Annotated in this window: 18 protein-coding genes and 1 pseudogene; 12 read left to right on the plus strand and 7 right to left on the minus strand. The window is 45.4% G+C overall.

Annotated features, from left to right (window positions below; translation table 11 throughout):
* Nucleotides 1–18 precede the first annotated feature (18 nt).
* The 3 genes from NX845_RS19700 to NX845_RS19710 are packed head-to-tail and all read right to left on the minus strand — an operon-like array spanning nucleotide 19 to nucleotide 5,247.
* On the minus strand, nucleotides 19–3,198 hold the full coding sequence (locus NX845_RS19700; RefSeq protein ID WP_065682738.1) for an efflux RND transporter permease subunit: 3,180 nt from the start codon (nucleotides 3,196–3,198) through the stop codon (nucleotides 19–21).
* Nucleotides 3,198–4,370: an efflux RND transporter periplasmic adaptor subunit gene (locus tag NX845_RS19705; RefSeq protein ID WP_065682739.1), complete on the minus strand. Its 1,173-nt coding sequence runs from the start codon at nucleotides 4,368–4,370 to the stop codon at nucleotides 3,198–3,200. Before NX845_RS19705 ends, NX845_RS19700 begins: the two co-directional genes overlap by 1 nt.
* Nucleotides 4,360–5,247, minus strand: a complete 888-nt coding sequence (locus NX845_RS19710) for an ABC transporter six-transmembrane domain-containing protein (RefSeq protein WP_065682740.1) — start codon at nucleotides 5,245–5,247, stop codon at nucleotides 4,360–4,362. The genes NX845_RS19705 and NX845_RS19710 overlap by 11 nt, the downstream gene beginning before the upstream one ends.
* A 180-nt stretch (nucleotides 5,248–5,427) precedes the next feature.
* Between NX845_RS19710 and NX845_RS19715 the strand changes: the two genes are divergently transcribed.
* The 5 genes from NX845_RS19715 to NX845_RS19735 all read left to right on the plus strand — a co-directional run bounded on the left by NX845_RS19715 (nucleotide 5,428) and on the right by NX845_RS19735 (nucleotide 9,169).
* Entirely contained in the window at nucleotides 5,428–6,033 is a 606-nt protein-coding gene (locus NX845_RS19715; protein ID WP_065682741.1) for a hypothetical protein, read from the plus strand.
* Nucleotides 6,034–6,044: 11 nt separating this feature from the next.
* Entirely contained in the window at nucleotides 6,045–6,956 is a 912-nt protein-coding gene (locus NX845_RS19720) for a sterol desaturase family protein (RefSeq protein WP_065682742.1), read from the plus strand.
* 8 nt (nucleotides 6,957–6,964) lie between these two features.
* Nucleotides 6,965–7,639: a response regulator transcription factor gene (locus NX845_RS19725; RefSeq protein ID WP_065682743.1), complete on the plus strand. Its 675-nt coding sequence runs from the start codon at nucleotides 6,965–6,967 to the stop codon at nucleotides 7,637–7,639.
* Nucleotides 7,636–8,928: a sensor histidine kinase gene (locus NX845_RS19730; RefSeq protein ID WP_083994946.1), complete on the plus strand. Its 1,293-nt coding sequence runs from the start codon at nucleotides 7,636–7,638 to the stop codon at nucleotides 8,926–8,928. Before NX845_RS19725 ends, NX845_RS19730 begins: the two co-directional genes overlap by 4 nt.
* Before the next feature lie 88 nt (nucleotides 8,929–9,016).
* Nucleotides 9,017–9,169 carry a hypothetical protein gene (locus NX845_RS19735; protein WP_009844874.1) on the plus strand — a complete coding sequence of 51 codons (153 nt, stop codon included), beginning with the start codon at nucleotides 9,017–9,019 and terminating at the stop codon, nucleotides 9,167–9,169.
* Between the two features lie 149 nt (nucleotides 9,170–9,318).
* Here the strand turns inward: NX845_RS19735 and NX845_RS19740 are convergent, their stop codons facing one another.
* Together NX845_RS19740 and yghU are read right to left on the minus strand one after the other, a co-directional pair.
* Nucleotides 9,319–9,642 carry a DOPA 4,5-dioxygenase family protein gene (locus tag NX845_RS19740; RefSeq protein ID WP_017085490.1) on the minus strand — a complete coding sequence of 108 codons (324 nt, stop codon included), beginning with the start codon at nucleotides 9,640–9,642 and terminating at the stop codon, nucleotides 9,319–9,321.
* Nucleotides 9,643–9,824: 182 nt separating this feature from the next.
* Nucleotides 9,825–10,682, minus strand: coding sequence for a glutathione-dependent disulfide-bond oxidoreductase (gene yghU, locus NX845_RS19745; RefSeq protein WP_017085489.1), 858 nt, complete (start codon nucleotides 10,680–10,682; stop codon nucleotides 9,825–9,827).
* A 275-nt stretch (nucleotides 10,683–10,957) separates the two neighbouring features.
* On the opposite strand from yghU, the gene NX845_RS19750 reads away from it, so the two are divergent.
* Complete coding sequence (locus NX845_RS19750) at nucleotides 10,958–11,302, plus strand: YajD family HNH nuclease (protein ID WP_004730279.1); 345 nt, start codon at nucleotides 10,958–10,960, stop codon at nucleotides 11,300–11,302.
* A 189-nt stretch (nucleotides 11,303–11,491) separates the two neighbouring features.
* Here the strand turns inward: NX845_RS19750 and NX845_RS19755 are convergent, their stop codons facing one another.
* Nucleotides 11,492–11,872, minus strand: a complete 381-nt coding sequence (locus tag NX845_RS19755) for a hypothetical protein (RefSeq protein WP_017079766.1) — start codon at nucleotides 11,870–11,872, stop codon at nucleotides 11,492–11,494.
* A 594-nt stretch (nucleotides 11,873–12,466) separates the two neighbouring features.
* Here NX845_RS19755 and NX845_RS19760 point away from each other — a divergent pair.
* The 3 genes and pseudogenes from NX845_RS19760 to NX845_RS19770 all read left to right on the plus strand — a co-directional run bounded on the left by NX845_RS19760 (nucleotide 12,467) and on the right by NX845_RS19770 (nucleotide 17,956).
* Nucleotides 12,467–13,705 (plus strand): OFA family MFS transporter, encoded by a 1,239-nt coding sequence (locus tag NX845_RS19760; protein ID WP_017079765.1) that lies wholly within the window; start codon nucleotides 12,467–12,469, stop codon nucleotides 13,703–13,705.
* Nucleotides 13,706–13,762: 57 nt separating this feature from the next.
* Nucleotides 13,763–15,445, plus strand: coding sequence for a VRR-NUC domain-containing protein (locus NX845_RS19765; RefSeq protein ID WP_065682744.1), 1,683 nt, complete (start codon nucleotides 13,763–13,765; stop codon nucleotides 15,443–15,445).
* Nucleotides 15,446–15,602: 157 nt separating this feature from the next.
* Nucleotides 15,603–17,956: pseudogene (locus tag NX845_RS19770) on the plus strand (fatty acid cis/trans isomerase).
* Nucleotides 17,957–18,057: 101 nt separating this feature from the next.
* Here the strand turns inward: NX845_RS19770 and NX845_RS19775 are convergent.
* The gene (locus NX845_RS19775; protein ID WP_065682745.1) at nucleotides 18,058–18,996 is read right to left on the minus strand and encodes a LysR family transcriptional regulator; all 939 of its coding nucleotides are present in this window, start codon (nucleotides 18,994–18,996) and stop codon (nucleotides 18,058–18,060) included.
* A gap of 93 nt (nucleotides 18,997–19,089) precedes the next feature.
* Between NX845_RS19775 and NX845_RS19780 the strand changes: the two genes are divergently transcribed.
* Genes NX845_RS19780 through NX845_RS19790 form a run of 3 tightly spaced genes read left to right on the plus strand, consistent with a single transcriptional unit; the run spans nucleotide 19,090 to nucleotide 23,130 of the window.
* The gene (locus tag NX845_RS19780) at nucleotides 19,090–20,415 is read left to right on the plus strand and encodes a cytosine permease (protein WP_065682746.1); all 1,326 of its coding nucleotides are present in this window, start codon (nucleotides 19,090–19,092) and stop codon (nucleotides 20,413–20,415) included.
* 5 nt (nucleotides 20,416–20,420) lie between these two features.
* The gene (locus NX845_RS19785) at nucleotides 20,421–21,545 is read left to right on the plus strand and encodes a DUF917 domain-containing protein (protein WP_065682747.1); all 1,125 of its coding nucleotides are present in this window, start codon (nucleotides 20,421–20,423) and stop codon (nucleotides 21,543–21,545) included.
* A gap of 4 nt (nucleotides 21,546–21,549) precedes the next feature.
* On the plus strand, nucleotides 21,550–23,130 hold the full coding sequence (locus tag NX845_RS19790; protein ID WP_260257088.1) for a hydantoinase/oxoprolinase family protein: 1,581 nt from the start codon (nucleotides 21,550–21,552) through the stop codon (nucleotides 23,128–23,130).
* The last annotated feature ends 108 nt before the right edge of the window (nucleotides 23,131–23,238 follow it).

Raw genomic sequence — 23,238 nt, forward strand, 5'->3', positions numbered from 1 at the left:
TGTCCTTTATAAAATCAATCACGAGCGCTCCAAAGTGAGTTCTTCTAATGAATCTTGCTCGCCCAGTTCTTTTTCGATTAGATTTTCAACCAGCGGCAGTTTGCGACAAAACAAACCAAGCAGGACGGGAATCAAAATCAGCGTTACTGCAGTGGCAAACAGCTCACCAAACACCAAAGATACCGCCGCAGGTTTTAAGTATTGCGCCTGTTCTGCAGTGTCACTCAATAATGGCAATAACCCACACACAGTGGTAATCGTGGTTAGGAAGATCGCTCTCAATCGGCTGGTACCCGCAATCACTAACGCTTGCTGTAACGGCACCCCTTGGCGGTATTCAGCGTTAAAACGAGTGATCAACACCAACGAATCATTAATCACGATGCCTGTCATGGCCATCATGCCGAACATCGAAAGAATGCTGATGGGTAAGTCCATCAAGTAGTGACCAAAAATCGCACCTGCAAAACCAAACGGGATCACTGCCATGATGATCATCGGCTGCCAATAAGACTTCAAAGGCACCGCCAACAAAATGTAGATCATGATGAGCGTCAGTATCATCGCTGATTTGAAGCCGTTCGACACCTCACCAATTTCTTCAAATTCGCCGCCCGCTTTTATCGTCACACTCGGAAACTGTAAGTGCAGAGATTCAATCGTATCTGCGAGTTGCTCACGTGTTTTCTCTGGTGATTGCAGGTCTCGGTTCTGCTTCCAATACAGGTTAATCACTTGCTCTCGGTCGCGGCGATAAACCACTTGTGGTTCTTGCTCATGACGAAACTCAGCAATATCCCCCATCATCACACTTCCGCCATTAGGTAACATGATAAGAGCCTGTTGTAGCTGAGCTAAGGTTCTGCGCTCATCCCTTGGATACTGCAGCAGCACCTTGGTCTCTTGCCCGTTTTCTAGCAGGCGATGGACTTCTCTTTCGCCAAACGCTTCGCCTGCTAGCTGAGCCAATTTCGCTTGCGTTAACCCAAGTTGCTGACCATATTGATTCAATACCAATCGAACTTGCGGCAAACCATCCTGACCGTCGTCGTAGACATCCGATACGCCTTTCAACGAGGCTAAGGTATCCGCTAACTCCTCGCTAACGAGAGAAGCAAGCTCACGATCATTGGAAGAGATCGTTAAGAATGTTCCACCAGCAGGCTCCTCTGCCGCACTGAATTTAACCGAATAAGCGCCTTCGATTTGCCCTGTGTGTTCTCTCCATCGCTTCAACAATAAATTCCCCGGCAATGAGCTTAAGGATTCGTTGGTGAGCTCGGCTGTGACTTCGATTTCGCCATAGCCATCAGACCAAGCAAGCAGATTCACAACAGGCTTTTCTTGTAATGGGTAATCGTCCATCAAACCTTTTTCAACTTGTGTCATTGCTTGCTCTACTTGCAACAAGGCTTGGCGCTGTAAAGGCAAAGGCGCGCCATCTTCCAGTTCAATAACCGCAGTGATGTAACGCCCCGGAATTTCAGGAAACAACGCACTTCGAATCGCACCGTTAGACCACATACCATAAGCCAGTGAGATAACCGCCACAAACCCAAGCAGGGACGCGACTTTGTAGCCAAGTGCAAACTCCAATACTGGCTTGTAGATGTTGAGATTAAACCACTGCAACCCGCCTTGAGCAGCATTCTGAACTTTGGCGAACAAACCCTTTGATGGCTTTTTCACAGAAAGCTGAGCCAAGTGTGACGGCAAAATAAACTTGCTTTCGATAAGCGAGAATATCAGTGCAAAAATCACCACAGCCGAAAACCCAGCCAGCACTTTGGCTAGCTCGTTATTAATCCATAACATTGGAGAAAACGCTGCGATGGTCGTGAGCACACCAAACACGGTAGCCACTGATACTGAATTAACGCCCTGCCAAGCGGCTGTCTTTCCGTTTAGATTTGAGGAGCCGTTTATATTTGATAAACCATTGATATTAGGAGAATAGCCGACGTTACCCGTCCGTTTTTCATGTATCGCTTCACCCACAACAACCGCATCGTCCACCAGCACACCGAGTACCAAGATAAAACCAAACAAGGTGATGTCGTTGATGCTGTAGTTGAACAACTGCATTGCTGCTAAGGTTCCAGTCAGCGCAATTGGAATGCCCATCGCGACCCAAAAGGCGAGCCTAATCTCAAGAAAGATCCCAAGTAGAACTACGACGATCAATAATCCTTGCCATGCGTTTTCACTCAAACGAAATAGCTGGTCTTCAATGTAAGGTGCCATATCGGCCATGGTATTCAGCTCAATATCCGACGGCAAAATCGCACGTTGTGCATCCAGCGTTTCACTGATTGCTTCACTGACTTTGAGGAGGTTGTCGGTTTGGCTCGTACTGACCAGTAAGGCGATGGCGTTAGAGCCGTTGTTACGCACGATAGAACCACTGTATTGGTAACCACGACTTAACTTGGCGATGTCACCCAGCAGTATTTTCCCGTTGCTTCCTGAAATCACAACAAGCTGGTTCAACTTCTGTAGATCATCGGCGTATCCGTCACCACGAATCACCATTCGACCTTTGTCACTAATCAGTTCACCGCTTCGAGTCTCAAGCGAACGCTGCTCAACGAGCTCTGCGAGGTCTTCTAAGCTCAACCCCAACGCTTTCAGCTGGTCAGGATCTGGCTCGATAACAAGTTGAGATGTGCGAGTTCCCCAATTTGATACCTTCGAGATACGTGGATTCTTCTTCAGCGCTTGTTCAAGTTGCTTGGCAATAGGTTGCAACTCGTCATCAGTTCTTGAACCTGACACCACCACGAACGCGGCTAAATTAGTAAACTCATTACGCACCACTTGCGGCCTTTCTGCTTGCACGGGAAAGCCATTGATTGTGTTAACTTGATTACGAATGTCATCCAACAGCTTGTCTAAATCTGCGCTGCTGGTTTTGCGTACCACGACTCTAGATACACCCGCACTCGACTGACTGGTGATCTGTTTGATACCTGTAATACCACTGATCGACTCTTCGATTCGTTGCGTCACGCTCTCGTCGATCTGTTGTGCAGTACCGCCGGGGTAAGCCACGGTAATGCTAACTGATGATGGTGCAATTTGTGGAAACGACTCGACACGCAGTTGCCCAAACGCCAGTACACCACTGATAACAATCGCCATCATCAATAAATTGGCAGCGACTGGGTTATTAATGAACCATTTGGTCATCCAACTCATTAGTTTGATTCCTTAATCTGTGTGGCATCAGATTTACCCGCGAGCATGGCTTCAGAATGGATTCCATTGAATCTAGGCGCGACTTGTTTACCGATAAGCATGGAAGAAAGTGGATACTGCACCACGCGGCGAACTTGTCCACTTTGCTGATTAAACCGAATATCGAGCACCTGATTACCTTGCCCAATCAAGGATACCGACTCCTTACGTAGGCGATCATTGGTGTCTAACGTCCACACATACCCGTCTCGTGTCATCACACTAATAGGTACGCTAACCACGTCGTCTTTTAGTCCTAGATTAACCACAGCCTGAACCTGCTGATTTGGAAACAATCTTGGTTTGCTTTGATAAGGTGCCTCAACCGAAAGCACGACTTGTCTTTGGCGAGTGACCGAATCAACTTGCGGCGACACATAGCGCACTTTGGCAGGCCACTGATCCCCAGAGCGGTTCACCACCGTGATACTCGGCTCAGTCAGCGCCGCTTGAACTTGTTGCCAATGCATTTCAGAAATAGGCAACTCGATATCAATCGAATCACTGGCAGCCAATTCAAAAGTCACTTGCCCCGCCTCTATCCACTCTCTCGGGCTGATATGGCGCTTCATGATCACTGCATCAAAGGGCGCAGTAATCACTGATTCTTCCAACAACTTCTGTGCGCTTAGGTAAGCCTGTTTCGCTTGTTTCAGATTAGCTTTCGCTGCAAGTAATTGAGGCTCTCTGCGAGCAAAAGACGAACTCGTTTTCGGGTTCAGCATTTTTAACGCGACCGTTTGCTCATGCTTAGCCTGCTTCAACTCCAATTCAGCTTGTTTCAATGAGCTCAACGCCTGAGCCAAGTTCGCATCAACTGCGCTAGTATCTAACCTTGCTAACACATCGCCTTTGTTAACCAAATTCCCCGGTTCAACGCTTTCATCTAGCCATTTCAACTGCGCGCTGCTCGACGCTTTCAGCTGTACTGGCCAACGCGCAGTCGTTACACCTAATACCGTTAACGTCGATTGATGCTGTGATGGTGTCACCTCTAATACTGAAACGGGGGCAAGGACGGCTTCTTTCTTCACTGGTTGGGTAGCTTCAGGTTCCAATTCATCAACGACAACCAACGCGATAAAGATGGCTGCGCAGCCGACTAATACAGAAAGTGGCTTTTTAAATTTCATGAGGTATCTCCTTGGTAACCTGTTGAATGGAGGTGTGATTAAGGCGCTGACTGATTTCAGTGAGACGAGAAAGGGTTTGTAATGTGATCGGTAGCATCACTGCGGTTTCAACAAACTCAAGTGAATAGGTAACGATTGAAAAGACCTGCCCTGCGGTAGGCTCTGTAAGCTGACTCACCATCCATAAATTGCCGATGACCGCGCCAAACAACACGATAAAAATCAGCCCATAGACAACAGCTTCGGTATCAGACAGCTTGATTTCACACTGTTTTAAGCGCTCAAAATGCCAACGAAGTGCAGATAAACGAACACCGCTCAGCAATTTCACCTGCTGTTCAACTTGATCGTTAAATTGGCCGTTAAGTCGAGTAAAGGTTCGGTGGAACACACCATAAATCGTGAGCATCGACAATCCCGCAAACAACATGCAAAGCGCCAATGAGAAGTGAAACGTTGAGAGGATAACCACCGTCGCGACCAGCTGAACTATCGCCGTCATCAAAGTAGGCAAATCATCTTCTAGGAAATCAACCAACTCACGAGACATGGTTAGCCGAGCGTCTTTGGTCGAAATAGATAAACCGCGCAGGTTACGCTCAACAAGGTTTGCCAGTTTTACGCGAATAGCACCGTACACACGGGTATCGTAAAAACGACGAACGACACTGATGAGCACCAGTACAAAAAGAATCAATGCCAACATCATCAAAGGCTGAAAGCTTTGGTTTAGCACTCCGTCTATTGCGTAACCAATAAACAGCGGCAGCAGAATAAGCATCACGTTTTCAGCCAATACCATTAACCAAGTCGCGGCGACCTTTAATGGATTAAGCCGAATAATCGTCAGCAGTGAGATGGGATATTTGAATAGCATTATTGAGCCCATAAATGAATATGGTGCCAGTATTACCAATCCGACATGGAAAAAAGTGTCCCAAATTGCTGTATTAACAAATTAGACGACAGACTCGCTTAGTAACTAGATCGGTTACCTTTTGTTTACCTCACCTCCTTTACTGTCCTTGGTAAGAAAAACGAACAACAAGGAAAGAGCATGAAATTATTCGCTTCATTACTCACGACCGTCGGTATTACTGGTGCTGTCTGGGGGCTATTACATATTCAGCCTGCGATTGCGGATGCATCGACGGAGCAGCCAATAACTGTGTCATCAACGAACAAGTCATCAATCGACAAACAGCCAAAAAACAAGTCCGTAGAGGTCAAACAACAGGCGACTGCAAACACGACTTACCTGCAAGGTTTGAGTAAGACGATTCCTTTAGACGACGTGCCAGACCTATGGGTCGATTTCTATCAGCAACTCGGCACCAACGATAAAAACGTTGAGCAACAGCAGAAAGTCATCGTGATCTATCAAGACATCAGCTTAGATTTCAGCGAAGCAACAATCACAATTGGCTTCCCGACTCAGCAATCAAAATTAAATAAAAACAAGCCCTTAATTAAGCTCCCAAACAAAGCCAAAGGCACGCTTCTACTAGGTAAAGGTGAACATACCGAACAGGAATTAGCACAAGCTTGGGAAGGTATCGCGATATTAAAAGAAGTGGACATGGTTATAGAACACCACCAACTCAATCAGCATGGGTTGCCAGATTCTAGTGAGTTATACGTCTATTATAAGAACAATCAGTAAAGGATTTAGTTATGGATTTCACTATGGATAGCATTGGGAATTTTCTCTCTCAAACATTCACAGAAACGAGCATCATCCTAACCGAAGCTTGGGTAGATGATAATTTTCTGCTGCTTGCTCTGGCTCTGTTTATCTTTGAGCTTATCCGCTATGCCTTTAAGAAAAAACTCAGCTGGAATATGTTGGGAGACAGCGCGACTAACTTAGTCACTTTGTTCTTCTTGTTGGTGACCCTTTTCTTCGTAGGGTTAGTCTATGTGGGCACGTTTGTTTACGCCTACGAGAATTTCAGCCTAACTCAGCTACCGATATCTGGTTGGACAATTCTGGGGTGCTTGATCTTGGCCGATCTCGCGTACTACTGGGAACACAGATTCTTGCACAGCAACGGTTTAGCTTGGGGAACGCACTCTGTTCACCATAGCTCGCCTTACTTTAATATCTCTGTAGCTTATAGGTTTGGGCCTTTGGATTGGTTCTTCCCTTTCTTCTTCCACTTGCCGTTAATTCTGCTCGGCTTTAATCCGTTTGTGGTGCTGATGTGTGAAACCTTTGTGCAGCTATACCAAACGTTATTTCACACGGAAACGGTTAAGCGATTACCTCGTCCTGTTGAAGCGGTGTTTAATACGCCTTCACACCACAGAGTACATCACGCGACCAACAAACAATATCTTGATAAGAACTACGCTGGCATCTTCATCATTTGGGATCGTATGTTCGGCACCTTCGCTAAAGAAGAGGAAGAAGTCAGATACGGTGTGTTCCCGAGAATCAACTCTGTGAACCCATTTAAGGTATATTTCCACGGCTACGTTAAACTGTGCCAACAGTTATGGCACGCGCCAAATTGGAACTACCGATTACAACTTCTTATTCAACCGCCTATCTGGGCTTGGAAAAGAGAACGAGAAACAAAGTAAGGACATTTATGAGTATTAGCGCCCTGTTGATTGAAGACGACAGTGACTTAGCAGAAGCCATTGCAGACTATATGGAACTCGACGGTTTCGAATTCGATTTTGCTTACAATGGCAGCGCAGGACTCAATCTTGCGTTAGAGGGGCGTTATGACATCATTTTAACGGACATCAACATGCCCAAAATGGACGGGCTTGATGTCTGTCAATCTCTTCGCCAACAAGGTGTCACGACACCTATCCTTATGTTAACGGCAAGGGACACGTTAGAAGACAAAATCGCTGGGTTCGAAGTGGGTTCGGATGACTATCTAGTGAAGCCTTTTGCGATGGAAGAGCTGAAAGTACGGCTGATGGCACTGATACGTCGCTCTCAAGGTTCGGTGACATCGCTGTCTGTGGCAGATCTCAAACTGGACTTAGACAAGCACCAAGCCCTTAGAGACGGCAAGCTATTGAAGCTCTCGCCAGTATGTTGGCGAATGCTCGTTATGTTAGTTCGAAACAGCCCTAACGTGGTGAGCAAAGCCAAGCTTGAAGAAGCATGGGAAGACGAAATGCCAAGCTCTGACAGCGTGAAAGCGCACCTATTTAAGCTTCGACAAGTGGTTGATGCGCCCTTTGACTCAAAACTAATTCACACGGTTCATGGTATTGGTGTTGTCTTACATGAGGAGCCATCATGAAACACGCGGACATGAATCGAGTCAGTATTAAGCGCGACATCTACCTCTATTTATTTGGAATAGTGGTGTTACTGACGGCCATCTACAGTTTGATGGTGTCACAGAGCTACCATATTGGCCTTAATGAATCGGCAAAATATGGATTCTTGTATGAATTGGAAGTCGCAGAGCAGCGATACATCGAAACAGGGCAACTGCCAGACTACCAAAACCCGACATTCCAAGCCTTTCTAAGCTATTCAGAGCTGCCTGTTAAGTTTCAACAAACCTTTGATTGGAAAGAGTTTGATAACGATGCGATTTATGAACACTACGAGCTTTCGTCGAACAGCGAGTCAGGTCAGTACCTCTACGCAGCCAAGCATTCGATATCAGGTAGCGACGAAGCGCTATACATCATTTCTGAATATGATGAAGCGATTTACTTGAATCTATTCGAGCTGAACCCTCCTGATTCCGTTAACCAAATAAACAATGCTTTTATCGCCATAGGTGCCCTTTTACTCTTGGTATTTTTGATCATTCGCCTTCTGATACATCGAGTCACCAAACCGATTATTACCCTATCAAAATGGTCTGAATCTCTGGATGTGGACAAGACTGAAGGTCTGACTCAATTTCGCTATAAAGAAATCGACCAGTTAGCTTCCCAACTAATTAAAAGCGTGCACGGTGAACGTCAAGCCAATGAGCGGGAGAGCTTTTTCTTAAGAGCCGCGAGCCACGAACTAAGAACACCGATTGCCACTATTTCAGCCAGTGGCGATATGCTGGTTCGGTTATCTGAAACTATCCCTAACAGCGGCCAACGAGCGGTCGCACGAATCCAACGTTCGGCCACCAACATGAAAGCCTTGGTAACGACTCTGTTGTGGATGAGTCGTAATAGCGAAATGGAAACCAACTATGAGCAAATCAAGCTAGAACCTTTGATTGATAACATCATCGAAAGCCAACGTTACCTTCTCAAAAACAAAGAAGTAGAGATCCACACCAAGGTCGACCAAGGCGAACACTCCCTTCCCCGCGAATTAACTGAGGTTGTGCTCACCAACTTGGTCCGAAATGCATTTCAACATGGTGGTAGCGGAGATATCAGAATCACACTGACAGAACATCAGTTTGAGGTAACCAATCGTTTGGAAGATGAAAACCTAGCAAACGACTCTGAACAACAAACCTCTTTTGGTATCGGCCTAGAGCTCATTGATCGCGTTTGTCAGAACCAAGGTTGGCAGTTTACTCATCAAGTTCACAACAATGAGTTCATCGTCAAAGTCATGCTATAGCGATTTGCCCAAATGGTTATTGGATGGTGACCAAAAGTTTACCCTTGCTTAGTTATGCTAGTCGCACAATCTAGTTAGGAGTTATTTTATGGGCACTTGGATATTAGAAACACTGTTGTGGGCTGTGGTAACGGTGGCGGTTTGTGTCGCGATTTGGGGGCTGTACTTACCTAATATATTAATCGCATTAGGTGTGTCGGTAGCAGTATCGTTGTTGCTAGGTAATAGCTGGAGAAGCTAGAATTTAGGCAAGAAGACAATGAGCAAAACGAGGTGTGCACCGACGCACCCGACAGCACCTACATTACTAAGTTACTCAGTTACTAAGTTACTAAGTTACTAAGTTACTAAGTACAAATATTAGGTACACACTGTCGGGCGCGAATTAAATTAGCTACTCAGTGTCTCTTCAAATACACCCAGTTCACGACCAAGCCATGTCGCTCTTACTGTGTGATCCAAAGTTTCTTCACCGCCAGTTACCGGGTGAATAAGCACCGACATATCACCGCGTTCTTGCTCAAGCCATTCAACAATACCCGATTCTTTGTTCGCAAAGTGAATCTCAAACATTGGCATCTTATGTGGGCCAACCAAACGCTGTATTAATGGGAAAGTCTCTAACACATCTTTACGTTCCGATAGAATTTTCTGACGCAGTGTTTCTGCCTGCTCTGCAAAGCGCAGAGGGAAATAGATATGACCGTGGTACATGGCACCATCCTTTAGAATTATGATGTCGCGATTTTATACCTAAACCGCCTTTAATAGCTAAATCTAAATAAGTGGACTTACTATGGAAAAAATCCGTAGGAACAAAAAACTAGAGTTTGAGTTAACGTTGGCCGCTAAAACAAACTCTAGAGATACTGGTGTCGACTATCGTTTTAAAATCACTAAGGGCGTAGCTTTAAAACTCGGTCAATGTCTTCCGCGGAATGGCGCTCTGGTACTTGCTCCCACTCTTCGCCAAATGAACGGTTAACCACTCGGCCGCGTTGGAATCCTTCGCGCGCTTCTAGTTGCTTCGCCCAGCGAACTACGTTGGCGTAAGACTCAACTTGAAGGAATTCAGCGGCATCATATGTTTTACCTAGTACAAGGTTGCCATACCAAGGCCAAATCGCGATATCTGCGACACTAAGCTCTTCGCCTGCCACATACGTGTTATTCGCTAACTGTTTGTCTAATACATCTAGTTGACGCTTCACTTCCATCGCAAAACGGTTAATTGGGTATTCTTGCTTTTCATCGGCGTAAGCGTAGAAGTGACCAAAGCCACCACCTAGGAATGGTGCAGAGCCTTGCGCCCAAAACAACCAATTTAATGTTTGAGTGCGAGCAGCGCCCTCTTTCGGTAAAAAGTGACCAAACTTTTCAGCCAAGTGCATCAAGATGGATGCCGATTCAAAGACATTCACATCTTCGTCACCAGACTTATCAACAAGTGCTGGTATTTTCGAATTCGGGTTTACACCAACAAAGCCAGAAGAGAACTGGTCCGCCTCACCAATGTTGATCAAGTACGCATCATATTCAGCTTCTTTAACACCCGCCGCTAACAACTCTTCCAGCAAGATAGTGACTTTTTGACCGTTAGGTGTGCCAAGGGAATACAATTGAAAAGCATGATCACCAACAGGAAGCTCTTTATCAAAGCGAGCGCCAGATTCAGGACTATTGATATTTGCCCACTTGTTACCACCATCAGCATCGTTAACCCAAACTTTTGGCGGTGTGTATTGTTCTGACATGATATTTCCTTATTAATATAGGGTAGCTTTAACTGATATTAGGTCACGCTCCCTTGGTTAAAACCCCTAAATACAATTTCTTTTCAAACTGTTAAGCATAGCTTATTCCAGAAAGACATAACCTGCTTTATGAGATAGCACACGTAAAAGATAAGTGCTCAATCAAACCTAAGCCCCATATCGGTTAGTACGACACGTGATTTAGTCACGACATTCCTACAGCTTCCAGAAAGCTGTGATAAAATCGGGAGATTACAATTGATAAGGATTTGGCAATGTCTTCAGATTACACAGGCTCGAGTGCAGCGTACGCTCGCCAAGAGAAAGGCTACCGCGAAAAAGCACTGAAACTGTACCCTTGGGTTTGTGGTAAATGTGCACGTGAATTTGTTTACTCAAACTTGAGAGAGCTTACCGTTCACCACGTGGATCACGACCATACAAACAACCCTGAAGATGGCAGCAACTGGGAACTACTGTGCTTGTACTGTCACGATCATGAGCACTCAAAATACACGGATCATGACCGTTACGGTGTTGATGCAAAAGCCCGTTTAGACGACCATCAATCAGCAACGCACAATCCCTTTGCCGATCTAGCGAAGTTGATGAAGAAGTAACACGCGTTAAGACCTGTATTTGCTAGATGATAGCGGCTAGATACTAGATAAATAACAAGAAACCCCAGTATGTCACCATACTGGGGTTTCTTTTATCTGCCTTATAGCTAGAGTTCACTCAAGTTAAGGCCAGATCAAAAAGAGCCTTCCGAAGAAAGCTCTTTTTAGAATTCTGTATTAGGTCTGCAATTAAGCTGCTGCTTCCTTGCGAGACTCTTCTACCTGCTTAGCGCGTTTTTTTAGCGTCAACTTATCGCGGTATGCAAACCAAACGTAAGACACAACCACTAAGAAGAACAGGTATGACAATGAGAAAATGAACGGCGATTGAATGATATCGTTCGAGATACCCCAAGAAACACCGACAACTGTCACTGCAATTTTCGCGAAAAAGCCACACATCAATAACATTAGAGCTAACTGTGGGAAGCGCGTGCTACGGAAAGCTAACCAATAGCAACTACCCACTGCCAATGCAGCAATATAGAAGCCAAACAAGAAAGAGTGGATATGGTCAGCTGCCGCTACACCACCAGAAATTGACATCAATAGAATTAAAAACAGTTTCATAATACTCGCCTCGCCATAAGTTGGAAACGCATCCTTTCAAATTTGGAATCTCAGTTTGCGTACTATTTTCCCACTTTTTTTCAACAACACAACCCCTCCAATCGAACAAAATGTAAGCAAAGGTACCGCCAAAAATCACCTGTAACAACTGGTTAACATTTTGTTTTTAATAAAACTCCGTTACTCCTTGTCTCATATGGACAAAGCTCCACTTCGATTTATTTTGTTACACAAAATTAACCTTAGAAAATAATTAAAATAATTCGTAACTCTGTGATATCCGCACGGAATACGTGGCAATTCAGAAATACTTATCGAAGAACACCTTAAAAAATAGGCTCGCCACGCTAAAAAGAACAAAACGGAAAGGTATTAAATACAATTGCAAAACCAATAAAAAACAACTTTTTAACAAGTTTGAGTTTATTTACCAAAAATGGAAAAAGAGATTCCAATCACATTTTTATTGGTTATAATCCGCGCTCTTTTGCGCTGTCTGTTGATAAACGCAAACTAATTTTGAAGAAACAATCACAATAACCCGTCTTTAGTTAAGTGGCTCACCACTAACCAACGACAAAACTGAGAATAAAAATGAGCAAGATTGATAAAGCATCACGTATCCTGCTAGCAGGCTTCTGTATCAACCTTTGTCTTGGCATTCTGTATGCTTGGAGTGTATTTAACAAGGCGCTAGTCACCGAAGCTGGTTGGAGTGCTGCTGAAGCATCTGCACCTTACGCTATTGCAACTATCACATTCTCTGTTTGTCTTCTTGTTGCAGGCATCCTACAAGACCGTATGGGCCCACGTAAGATCCTTATTCTTGGTACAGCGCTTACTGGCCTAGGTATGATTGCTTCTGGTTTCGCTACGACTCCTATGATGCTAAACCTAACGTTTGGTGTGATGACAGGTGCTGGTATCGGCTTTGGCTACGCATGTCTTTCGCCATCAGCAATGAAATGGTTCCATTCTTCTAAGAAAGGTATGGTTAACGGTCTAATCGCTGCAGGTTTTGGTCTTGCTGCTATTTACCTAGCACCACTCACTTCTGCGCTAATCGACAGCATGGGTATCCAAACAAGCTTTATGATTCTTGGTGCCGGCGTACTTGCGATTGCAGTACCTCTAGCAGCAACAATCAACAACCCACCAGCGGATTACACGCCAGCTGAGCCTAAAGTAAAAGCAGGCCAAGCACCTAAAGCAGTTAAGAAGACTGAAGACCTAACGTGGAAAGTAATGCTGAAGACTCCTCAGTTCTACTCTCTATGGATCATGTACGCATTTGCTGCTTCTGTTGGTCTTATGATCATCGGTAACATCACTACGATTGCTAGCGTTCAAGCGAACCTACCAAACGCAGTTTACCTAGCGTCTATCCTTGCTGTGTTCAACTCAGGCGGCCGTGTTGCTGCGGGTATGCTTGCAGATAAAATCGGTGGTGTACGTACTCTACTTCTAGCGTTCATCCTTCAAGGCGCGAACATGGCTCTATTCGCTACGTTCAACTCTGAATTCACGCTAATCATTGGTACGGCTATCGCAGCTGTTGGTTACGGTACGCTTCTAGCAGTATTCCCAACATTGACTGCTGAGTTCTACGGCCTGAAAAACTACGGTACTAACTACGGCGTGCTTTACACGGCATGGGGTATCGGCGGCGCTATCGGTGCTGCGGTTGTTGGTTACTCAATGACAAACGGCGAAGGTTACGGCCTAGCTTACACAATCTCTGCAGCTATGATGGCAGTGTGTATTGTTCTTGCAATCGTCACTAAGCCAATCTCTGAAGCTAAAGTTTCTGAACTAAAAGCATCTCAAGCTTAATTATCAGAAAAGATTGAATTTGTTACTGAAGAGCTTAACCTTAGGGTTAGGCTCTTTTTGTATCAAGCGACGAACCCATTGACGATAGAAACCACTCTTCAGCTCTCCCCCACTTACTATCTCGACAACTTCAATCGACTGATTGAACACGCTCAAACGCTCTACCCCGATCTCCTGAGTGACGATGAATGTCGTTGGTTGTCCGCATACAAACGTCTTTCCGTTTCAAGCCAATGTTTAATGGTTCGTTTGCTTTCTCGTAAAGGCCGTTGGTTTCGCAGCGATAAACTCAACTATGTTGAGATTTCTGATTTAAATAGCGCACTACAAGAGCTAAGCACCTCAGGCTTTATTGCGTTAAGTCACCCTGCTAAGCAACATCACCTCACCATTAGTGAGGTCGAGATCGGGTTGCACTTACTCACCAAACCAGAGCTGTTGAATGTATTCCCCGCCCTTAAGAGCAACAGAACTGCCAAGAAAGATGAGTTGTTGTTACTGCTTGATCAGCAACCTTTTGATCAATTTCAAAACCTAAACTTCGACTGTATTTACGTCGTCGAATCTCAAGTTATTGATGTTTTGCTGTTGCTGTTCTTTGCCAACACATATCAAGACTTAAGCCAGTTCGTCTTAAGCGACCTTGGACTCAATACCTTTGAGAACTACCCATTAAGCAAGCAGCGCCGCTTCTTCACTTCTAGAGATCAACTCAATCAATTGCTCCAGATGCGTGATATTCAACGCCAATATTCTGAGGGCGATCGTAAAGACCCTAAGTTTCTTGAACATCTTTTACAATCGATACCCGCTGAATCGGAGCACAAAAGCATAACCAGAAAACGATCGCGTTTGATCAACGATATCGCGCGTGATCTAGAAAGGCTCAGCCAAAACGACCAAGCTATTTTTTGGTTTAAACAATCAGCACTTCCTCCTAGCAGAGAGCGACTTGCTCGCATCTACGACAAACAAGGTGAGCTACACTTAATGTGTGACATTGTCACGAAAATGAAAGCTACTCCATCGGATGTGTCAGAGTTGGAAGTCGCGGCTAAGCTTGAGCAAAGGTTATTACGCAAGCAAATGTTATCTACAAAGAAGGGGCACAAAGTTTCACGAACCATAAAACCGAACTGCAAAGAGATAAAACTGGAATTAGACCTCAGCCAAACGCGAGTCGAGCTTGCGGTAAAGCAGCATTTTGAGGACCAAGGCTGGGATGTCTACTTTTCTGAGAACAGCTTTCTATGTGGCTTGTTCGGCTTGGCCTTTTGGGAGGTCATTTTTGCAGATGTTGAAGGCGCCTTTATCAATCGATACCAACATCGACCTCTGGATCTATACCATTCCGATTTCGTAGACAAACGAGCCGAACAGGTCGAAGCGGTGTTTCAGACTATATTCAAGCATGGGCTGAACCACTTACTCAATATTTATGACCAGAAGCGCGGCATCGCCAATCCATTTGTCCATTGGAACTACTTCTCCAGATCACTCGTCGAGCACAGTATGGAGGCTATTCCCAACGCCTTGATTGTTGATCTTTTCAAAGTGATATTGAGTGATTTAAAGCTATTTAGAACTGGGATGCCCGATTTGATTGCATTCAAGAACAAAGAGTTTCATTGGATTGAAGTCAAAGGCCCCGGAGACAAACTGCAAGACAACCAATGGCGCTGGATCAAAGAGTTTGAGCGATTGTCTGTCCCTTTCTCTGTTTGTTACGTCAATCAGTAAGCCTTAAGTCGACACTCTAAATTCCAACCTCGGGTGAGTAAGTCACCTCGATAAGTTGCTCAGTCCCATCAAGATCTTATCTATAAGATTGTTAGAACATGAGCATTTTCAATCATTTTCGATATAATTAGAGAAAATGCTTAATATATAAATACGTATGTATTTGAAAAAACTCTTCATTTTAGCTTTTGTTAGCGTCTTCTCAGGTTGTGCCGTCTACGCGGGTTTAAACTTCGACGAGCTGTTTGGTAAACAACAAGTTCGCGATCGCCAAGCGCCTATTCTGTCGGCTCAAGCACAGCACTTCATTGATGAAGTGAAGCCCATCATTGATAACCGATGTGTGGTTTGTCACGCTTGCTATGACGCACCTTGCCAGCTCAAAATGTCTTCAGTAGAAGGTATCGACCGAGGTGCGAGCAAGGCACTCGTTTATCAAGGCACCCGTTTAACCGCCTCAGCCCCTACTCGCTTGTTTGAAGATGCTTTAACCACACAAGAGTGGCGCGATGCGGATTTTCATCCAGTCCTCAACGAACGTATGCAGAACTCAATGGCTAACCTAGATGCTGGTCTTGTTTCTCGAATGTTGATCCAGAAAGAGAACCACCCACTTCCAGATCAAACCCAGCTTGAAGGTTTCGACTTTTCAACCGATCGCGACCAACAGTGCCCAACGATTGAAGAGTATGCCCAATACGAGAGAGATTACCCGACTTGGGGGATGCCTTATGGGATGCCGAACTTAGATAAAACAGAATACGCGACTTTAATGAGTTGGTTGGAAAATGGCGCGTTAATGAACGACCACATTCCACTGAATGATGCGGAGCAAGAGCTCGTTAATGTCTACGAAAGCTTTCTCAATAAGAGTGACAATAAAAGCCAGCTTTCAGCGCGTTACATCTATGAGCACCTGTTTCTATCGCACGTCTACTTCTCTGATTTGGCGCAACCAACGCGTTTCTTCACCCTTGTTCGCTCTGCAACGCCTCCAGGTGAAGCGGTGCAACGCATCACGACTCGTCGCCCTTACGACGATCCAAAAGTAGAACGTGTTTACTACCGCCTGATTCCAGAACAAGGCACCATCGTCGACAAAACGCACATGCCTTTCGCACTCAATAAAGAGCGACTACAAAAGTGGAACACTTGGTTTGTCGATGCTAATTACTCTGTGAAACAACTCCCGAGTTACAACATTGATGTCGCAGCTAACCCTATGACTTCGTTTGAAGCGCTGCCAGTGAACTCGCGCTTCCATTTCATGTTGGACAATGCGCAAAACACCATCATGGCTTTTATCAAAGGTCCGGTGTGTCGTGGTCAACTTGCCTTGAATGTGATTAACGACCGTTTTTGGGTTTTCTTCGTTGATCCAGAGAAAGCCGATTTACCAGAAATAAACGCTTTTTACGCCAGCCAGAAGAAAAACTTAAAACTACCTAGCGAGCTAAAAAGTAACACCGTACCAGCGACTAACTGGGTACGTTACTCTAAGCAACAGGCTAGATACCTAAATGCGAAATCAGACTTCACCAACCAATGGTTCGATAGTGGCGTGAACCTAGACACCGGTATAATTTGGGATGGCGACGGCATCAACCCAAATGCTGCTCTCACCGTCTTTAGGCACTTCGATAGCGCCTCTGTTGTACAAGGGTTAGTTGGCACGCAACCTAAGACTGCGTGGATTCTTGATTATGCCTTACTAGAGCGCATTCATTACCTTCTTGTAGCAGGTTTCGATGTGTACGGAAACTTCGGCCACCAGCTGATTACGCGTATGTTCATGGACTTTTGCGCCTTGAGGGCGAGAGTAACTTCTTAACCCTTCTTCCTAAAGATGTTCGCCATATTGAACACTCAAGCTGGTACAAAAACCAAAGTGCACAACTGAGCGATTACTTGCAACGCAATATCGCCCCTTTCGACCAACCAACAAGTGTGGTTTACAAAACGGCCGATCCTAAGCGTGAACTGCTCAATATGATCAAAGATAAGCTCGCGCCTGTCCTCGATAGTCGCTTTGATATTGTTGAAACAGGTTTTGGTCGAAAGAACGAAGCACTGCTTAACCAAGTGAATTTGATAAAGGGAGTCGGCCTGCGTCATGTTCCTCAATTAGTGATGATCATGATTGAAGGCAAAAATGGCGAAGAGCAATTGTTCACCATGATTCACAATAACGCGCACAGCAACATTTCTAGCTTGTTTAATGAAGAAGGTAATCGCGATTACGCCAATGATGACTTAACGCTCGTACGAGGCGTTGTCGGTAGCTACCCTGCCGCCTACCTGTCTTTAACCCAGAGCGAGATACCGACTCTGGTGAAAACGCTGCAAAGTTTGAACACAAAAGAAGACTACGTGGCGCTGCTTGATAAGTTTGCGGTACGACGCAGTTCTAACGAGTTCTGGCCGTTCAGTGATCGCGTACATCGTTGGTATCAACAAGACCAACCGATCGAGTTTGGCTTGTTGGATTACAACCGCTTCGAGAACCGTTAGTTTTCACTCATAAAGCATAAAAGCAAAAATCCTCTGTCTTGGCAGAGGATTTTTTGTATATGGGAAAGTATCTTAAGTGCTATTGAGAAGCGACGAGTTCTCTAGATTGAATCCGATGTTTCCGGTTGGTGTAGCTCATCAAAAAACGCACGCGCGGCGGGAGAAAGGGAATCCACAGGTTGCTTCAACACCACATAAAACTGGCTCTTAAGGCTCCATTTCTCAGGCTGAAGCGGAATCAAAGCTTGGTCATAATGGCCACGGTCGATTAAGTGAGACGGTAAGAAACTCAGGTGTGTGCCCGCCAATGTTAAAATCACACCCGACTCGACATGCCAACCATCAAAAGGCTTTAAGGAATCGTACTGCTCAATATTCAGTAATCGGAACATCTCGTCTTTGGCATAGCCGCCCATGTTGATACGACAACCATCCAAGGAGAAATTTTTGTCCATGATCTTCTCCGCCAGATCTTTACGCGCATACAGATAACTGTGCTCTTCAAACAGTGGGTATTTATGTTGAAACGCTGATTTTTGATGTGACCCTAGAACCACTATCATCATATCAATCTGGTTCTTTGCTAGCTTCTCATTCAACTGGGTGAAATCGCCGACATCAACACTCACCTCTACACTGTTACTGCGTTGATAAAACGTCTCGATCGCTTTGGGAAGTGGGTTATATGGCAAAGTAACGGTGTTATCTAAGCACCCAATTCGCACATGCCCAGAGAGCTCTGTCTGTACACCTCGTAACTTGTAAGCGAAGTCGGTTAAGGTCGATTTTAATTGGTTCGCATATTTATACACTTGCTCACCTTCGTGAGTCAGCTTAAAACCCCTTCTTCCACGTTGGCATAATGTTAATTCTAAGCTTTTTTCCAAGGCAATAAGCTGATTACTCAGCACAGGTTGGCTAATCCCAGTACTTGCGACCGCCTGATTGATGCCTCCTTGCTCAACAATTTCACAAAAAAGCTCTAATCTTCGCAGGTCTCTTTTATCTAACTTATTGTTTGAATTCACTTTGCCACTCACATTTGTTTTTTGTTATGTTTACATCTGATTATATTCATTTATTAACAATAAATACATCAGTATGCTTTATTCACACTTATGGAATAACAATGCATGGATGGCACTATGGCGGCAGAAGCTTACGTGAATAAACCCGAAGCAACACACAGCCACAAAAAGATAGATGACTTCGAATTGGAACCCGTTCCCGAGAAGGCCAAACGATCTTGGTGGGTTATCAGCCTTATTTGGTTGGCTATCGGCATCGATATTTCGGGATTGTTTCTCGGCTCGATCCTAAGCAGCGGTATTGGTTTTGAAGACGCACTGCTTGCCACGTTTATTGGTTCAGGCTTATTGGCGATCATCGCGATGCTGTGTGCCAACATTGGCTTTCAAGCTGGTGTTTCTACCCCGCTGGTGAGCAGCGCGGTATTTGGCCGTAACGGCGGTAAAATTCTTGGCTTCATCAACGGCATCTCATTAGTCGGCTGGTTCGCATTCCAGGCTGATTTCTTCGCTTTCATCATGGTCGATGCACTGGCGAAATACGACATCATAATTTCACACCTCACCGCTCTTATTGGCGGCAGTGTGTTAATGATGATGACGGCTATCTATGGCGTTCGTGCTTTAGGCAAACTCAGTACCTATTCAGTGCCTTTGATGGTGACACTCATTACCATCGGTTTGTTTATGGCTGCTGATTATCAAGGTGGCGCAGCGCCATCCATTGAAGATCCTTTGACGCTTGGCCAAGCCATCTCTTTTGTTATGTCTATCTGGATTCTTGCAGCGGTTGCCGCGCCTGATATTGCTCGCTACGCCAAAACACGTCGTGATGCGATTCTAGGAGCGGGTATCGGTTTCCTCGTCGGCAACAGTGCCATTATTCTTATCGCGTTGATCCTGACCAAAATGACCGGCACCGACGACCTAGTAGAAGTCTTCTTCACCCTAGGTTTAGGCATGGCAGCCATCATCGTACTGGTATTCGCACAATGGACCACCAACAGTAGCAACCTGACCTCTGGCGGTTTATGCATGTCGATGGTTCTACCGAAGATTCCGCGCCCTGTTCTGGTTGTGATCATGACCATCGTCGGCATTGGCATTGCTCAGCTCGGCATGGTGAACAAGTTTACTGATTTCTTAATGCTCCTCAGCGTAACAATTGCGCCTGCGGCAGGTGTCTACATCGTTCAATATTATGTTTTAGATTCGACAAAAATGAGCTTTGAGAACATCCAGCAAGTTCCAGCTTGGATGTTTAGAGGCTTGGCTTCTTGGGCATTTGGTATTGCATTCAGCGCTTGTACCGCGCCAGAGTTTTTCAACCTGTTTTCGTTCACCAGCATTTCGGCGTTAGACGGCATTCTTGCAGCTGGAGGTATTTACCTCGCCCTAATGAAGCTTTCTCCTTCAAGTGATAAGGAATAGTAGTTGTGATTATTACTGAACAAATGATTGATGATATCGCGCTTGGTGCGACGGTATTAGGTACTGGCGGCGGCGGTGACCCATACAGCGGTGCCTTGATGGCGAAAGTAGCCATTGCAACGGCAAAGCACCCTGTACGCATGATTCCTCTAGAAGACGTTCAAGACGATTGGATGACAGTGCCCTCTTCAATGATTGGCGCACCAACCGTCGCAGTAGAGAAACTCAATTCGAAAGATCAAATGTTGATTGCTTTCGAAGCGATGGAAAAAGCGCTCGGCACTGAAGTAGCGGCAACGTTTCCTATCGAAGTGGGCGGTTTTAATTCGCTGATCCCAATCCTCGTTGCAGCACAAAAGAACATTCCTGTGATCGATTGTGATGCGATGGGACGTGCGTTTCCTGAAGCTCAGATGGTGACTTTTTTTCTTGATGGTCTCCCTTCTGCTCCGAACACATTGGCCGATGAGCGTGGTAATGTTGTCACGCTTTACCCAATTGACGGTATTTGGTCTGAAAAGTTTGCGAGACCAATTACCGAACAGATGGGCGGCTCTGCAGCAATGTGCGATTACCCAATGAACGGTAAGAACCTAAAACGCAGCGCACTGCCCGCAACACTGACCCAAGCGATGAAAATTGGTGAAGCGATTAGAATGGCGAACGACAACAATCAGAGTGGCACACAGGCCGTCTTAGACATTGTCGGCGGTCATACCATCATCAGTGGCAAGATTGTAGATATTCAACGTGAAACTGATGGTGGCTTTGCAACAGGCGGTGTCGTGATTGAAAAGCTGGCTCAGTTCGAAGATACCGGCGTAGATAATGTGTTCGTGCAGTTCCAAAACGAATTGCTTCTGGCGCACAAAGGCACAAGCCGCGCCGACATGAACCAAAATAACCTACTGGCATCAACACCGGATCTTATTTCGATCTTGGATCATGAAACCGGAAAGCCAATCACAACCGAACAACTTCGTTACGGGCAGCGCATCGACCTAATTGCCTACCCTTGCGACCCTAAATGGCGCACTGACAAAGGCATCGAAGTCGCGGGCCCGGGTTACTTTGGCTACACAGTCGAGTATCAAACCATTGAACAACTAAAGTCTGCATTGAAGAGGTAGTCGCATGACAAACATTACGCTTGATTACTGCCGCCTTGGCATTGACGTAGGTGGCACCAATACCGACGGTGTGCTGCTCGACGCAGACTTGAATGTGATTGCCAAAGTAAAAACCGCAACCACACATGACATTTCAACCGGCATTGATAACGCGATAGCTGCGCTATTAAGCCAAGCAAACATTGATGGTCAACAAGTGAAACACGCGATGCTTGGCACGACTCAATGCACCAACGCAATTGTTGAACGAAAAGGCTTAGACAGAGTCGGCATGATTCGCTTAGCGCTTCCAAGTGGTGATAGCGTCCCGCCCCTTTGTGGTTGGAGTGAAGCGTGGCAAAACCTGCTTGGTGAACACTTCTACCAAGCACACGGCGGCTATGAATATGACGGCCAGTTGATTGCCGACATTCAAGAGTCTGAGATCCGCGAGCTTTGCCAAAAAATGAAAGGCCATGTGGATTCCATTGCTATCTGCGGTGTGTTCTCTCCCGTCAACGGCGACCAAGAGCTTCAAGCAGCAAAGTGGATTCAACAAGAACTTCCGGGCGTGAACCTATCGTTATCCCATAAAGTGGGCAGCTTAGGGCTTTTAGAGCGTGAGAACGCCACTATCCTCAATGCGGCTCTGCAAGGTACAGCAAAACGATTCGTAGACGGTTTTTGTAATGCACTCATCAATCATGAAATCCACACCACGCCTTATTTTGGTCAGAACGATGGAACATTAATGTCGCAGCAGTTCGCATTGATGTACCCGATTCTTACCGTGGCTTGTGGGCCAACAAACTCGATTCGTGGAGCGAGTCACTTAACTAAGTTAAAAGATGCGATTGTGGTCGATGTGGGCGGTACTACGTCTGATATCGGCGTGCTGACTCACGGTTATCCAAGAGAATCGAGCCTCGCGGTAGAAATCGGCGAAGTAAGAACCAACTTCCGTATGCCTGATATTTTGGCGTTAGCCATTGGTGGTGGTACTAAGGTTCGCTTTGAACAAGAACGCATAGAGCTTGGCCCTGAAAGTGTTGGCCATACCTTAACGCAAACGGCGCGTAGCTTTGGCGGTGATGAACTTACGCTCACCGATATTGCACTCAAAACCGGTCAAATGCAGTGGCAAGCAGAACATCAACTGAGTGATGAGATTGGTGTTTCGGCCGAACAAGCAAGCAAGGTTTACCAACAAATGGTAACGGATGTTGAAGAAGGCATCGATAAGATGAAGACCTCTGCAGCAAGTGTACCTGTAATTATGGTTGGTGGCGGTAGTGCACTATTCCCAGACCACTTTGAAGGTGTGAGCCAAGTGGTTCGTCCTGAGCACTTTGAAGTAGCGAATGCAATTGGTGTTGCGCTGGGTGAAATATCAGGTCAATTCGATAAGATTGTCCCGATTGATCCCGCTTCTCGTGAAGAAACCTTAAAGCGCTTGGAAGAACAATCAAAACAACTGGCGATTGAAGCTGGCGCATGCCGCGATAATGTCGCGATCATAGAACGCAGTGAGATTCCATTAAGCTACCTACAAGGCAATATGGTTCACGTTAAGATCAAAGCTGCAGGACATATCAAGATGATTTAAAGCGAATCAACGAAAATTGTATTTAACCTAGTCCTATAACGAAAAAGCAGCCAATTCTTTCATACAAAATGAAGAAATTGGCTGCTTTTTATGTTGTTACTTTTGGTT

It is taken from the genome of Vibrio sp. NC2 (genome assembly GCF_025195005.1).
GTDB lineage: Bacteria > Pseudomonadota > Gammaproteobacteria > Enterobacterales > Vibrionaceae > Vibrio > Vibrio splendidus.

What these genes read in the sequence shown, in the direction of transcription:
- NX845_RS19740 (WP_017085490.1), bottom strand. Translation starts at nt 9,642, where the DNA reads ATGTACCACGGTCATATCTATTTCCCTCTGCGCTTTGCAGAGCAGGCA.
- NX845_RS19700 (WP_065682738.1), bottom strand. Translation starts at nt 3,198, where the DNA reads ATGAGTTGGATGACCAAATGGTTCATTAATAACCCAGTCGCTGCCAAT.
- NX845_RS19780 (WP_065682746.1), top strand. Translation starts at nt 19,090, where the DNA reads ATGGATGGCACTATGGCGGCAGAAGCTTACGTGAATAAACCCGAAGCA.
- NX845_RS19705 (WP_065682739.1), bottom strand. Translation starts at nt 4,370, where the DNA reads ATGAAATTTAAAAAGCCACTTTCTGTATTAGTCGGCTGCGCAGCCATC.
- NX845_RS19730 (WP_083994946.1), top strand. Translation starts at nt 7,636, where the DNA reads ATGAAACACGCGGACATGAATCGAGTCAGTATTAAGCGCGACATCTAC.
- yghU (WP_017085489.1), bottom strand. Translation starts at nt 10,682, where the DNA reads ATGTCAGAACAATACACACCGCCAAAAGTTTGGGTTAACGATGCTGAT.
- NX845_RS19710 (WP_065682740.1), bottom strand. Translation starts at nt 5,247, where the DNA reads ATGCTATTCAAATATCCCATCTCACTGCTGACGATTATTCGGCTTAAT.
- NX845_RS19790 (WP_260257088.1), top strand. Translation starts at nt 21,550, where the DNA reads ATGACAAACATTACGCTTGATTACTGCCGCCTTGGCATTGACGTAGGT.
- NX845_RS19750 (WP_004730279.1), top strand. Translation starts at nt 10,958, where the DNA reads ATGTCTTCAGATTACACAGGCTCGAGTGCAGCGTACGCTCGCCAAGAG.
- NX845_RS19735 (WP_009844874.1), top strand. Translation starts at nt 9,017, where the DNA reads ATGGGCACTTGGATATTAGAAACACTGTTGTGGGCTGTGGTAACGGTG.
- NX845_RS19720 (WP_065682742.1), top strand. Translation starts at nt 6,045, where the DNA reads ATGGATTTCACTATGGATAGCATTGGGAATTTTCTCTCTCAAACATTC.
- NX845_RS19760 (WP_017079765.1), top strand. Translation starts at nt 12,467, where the DNA reads ATGAGCAAGATTGATAAAGCATCACGTATCCTGCTAGCAGGCTTCTGT.
- NX845_RS19755 (WP_017079766.1), bottom strand. Translation starts at nt 11,872, where the DNA reads ATGAAACTGTTTTTAATTCTATTGATGTCAATTTCTGGTGGTGTAGCG.
- NX845_RS19725 (WP_065682743.1), top strand. Translation starts at nt 6,965, where the DNA reads ATGAGTATTAGCGCCCTGTTGATTGAAGACGACAGTGACTTAGCAGAA.
- NX845_RS19715 (WP_065682741.1), top strand. Translation starts at nt 5,428, where the DNA reads ATGAAATTATTCGCTTCATTACTCACGACCGTCGGTATTACTGGTGCT.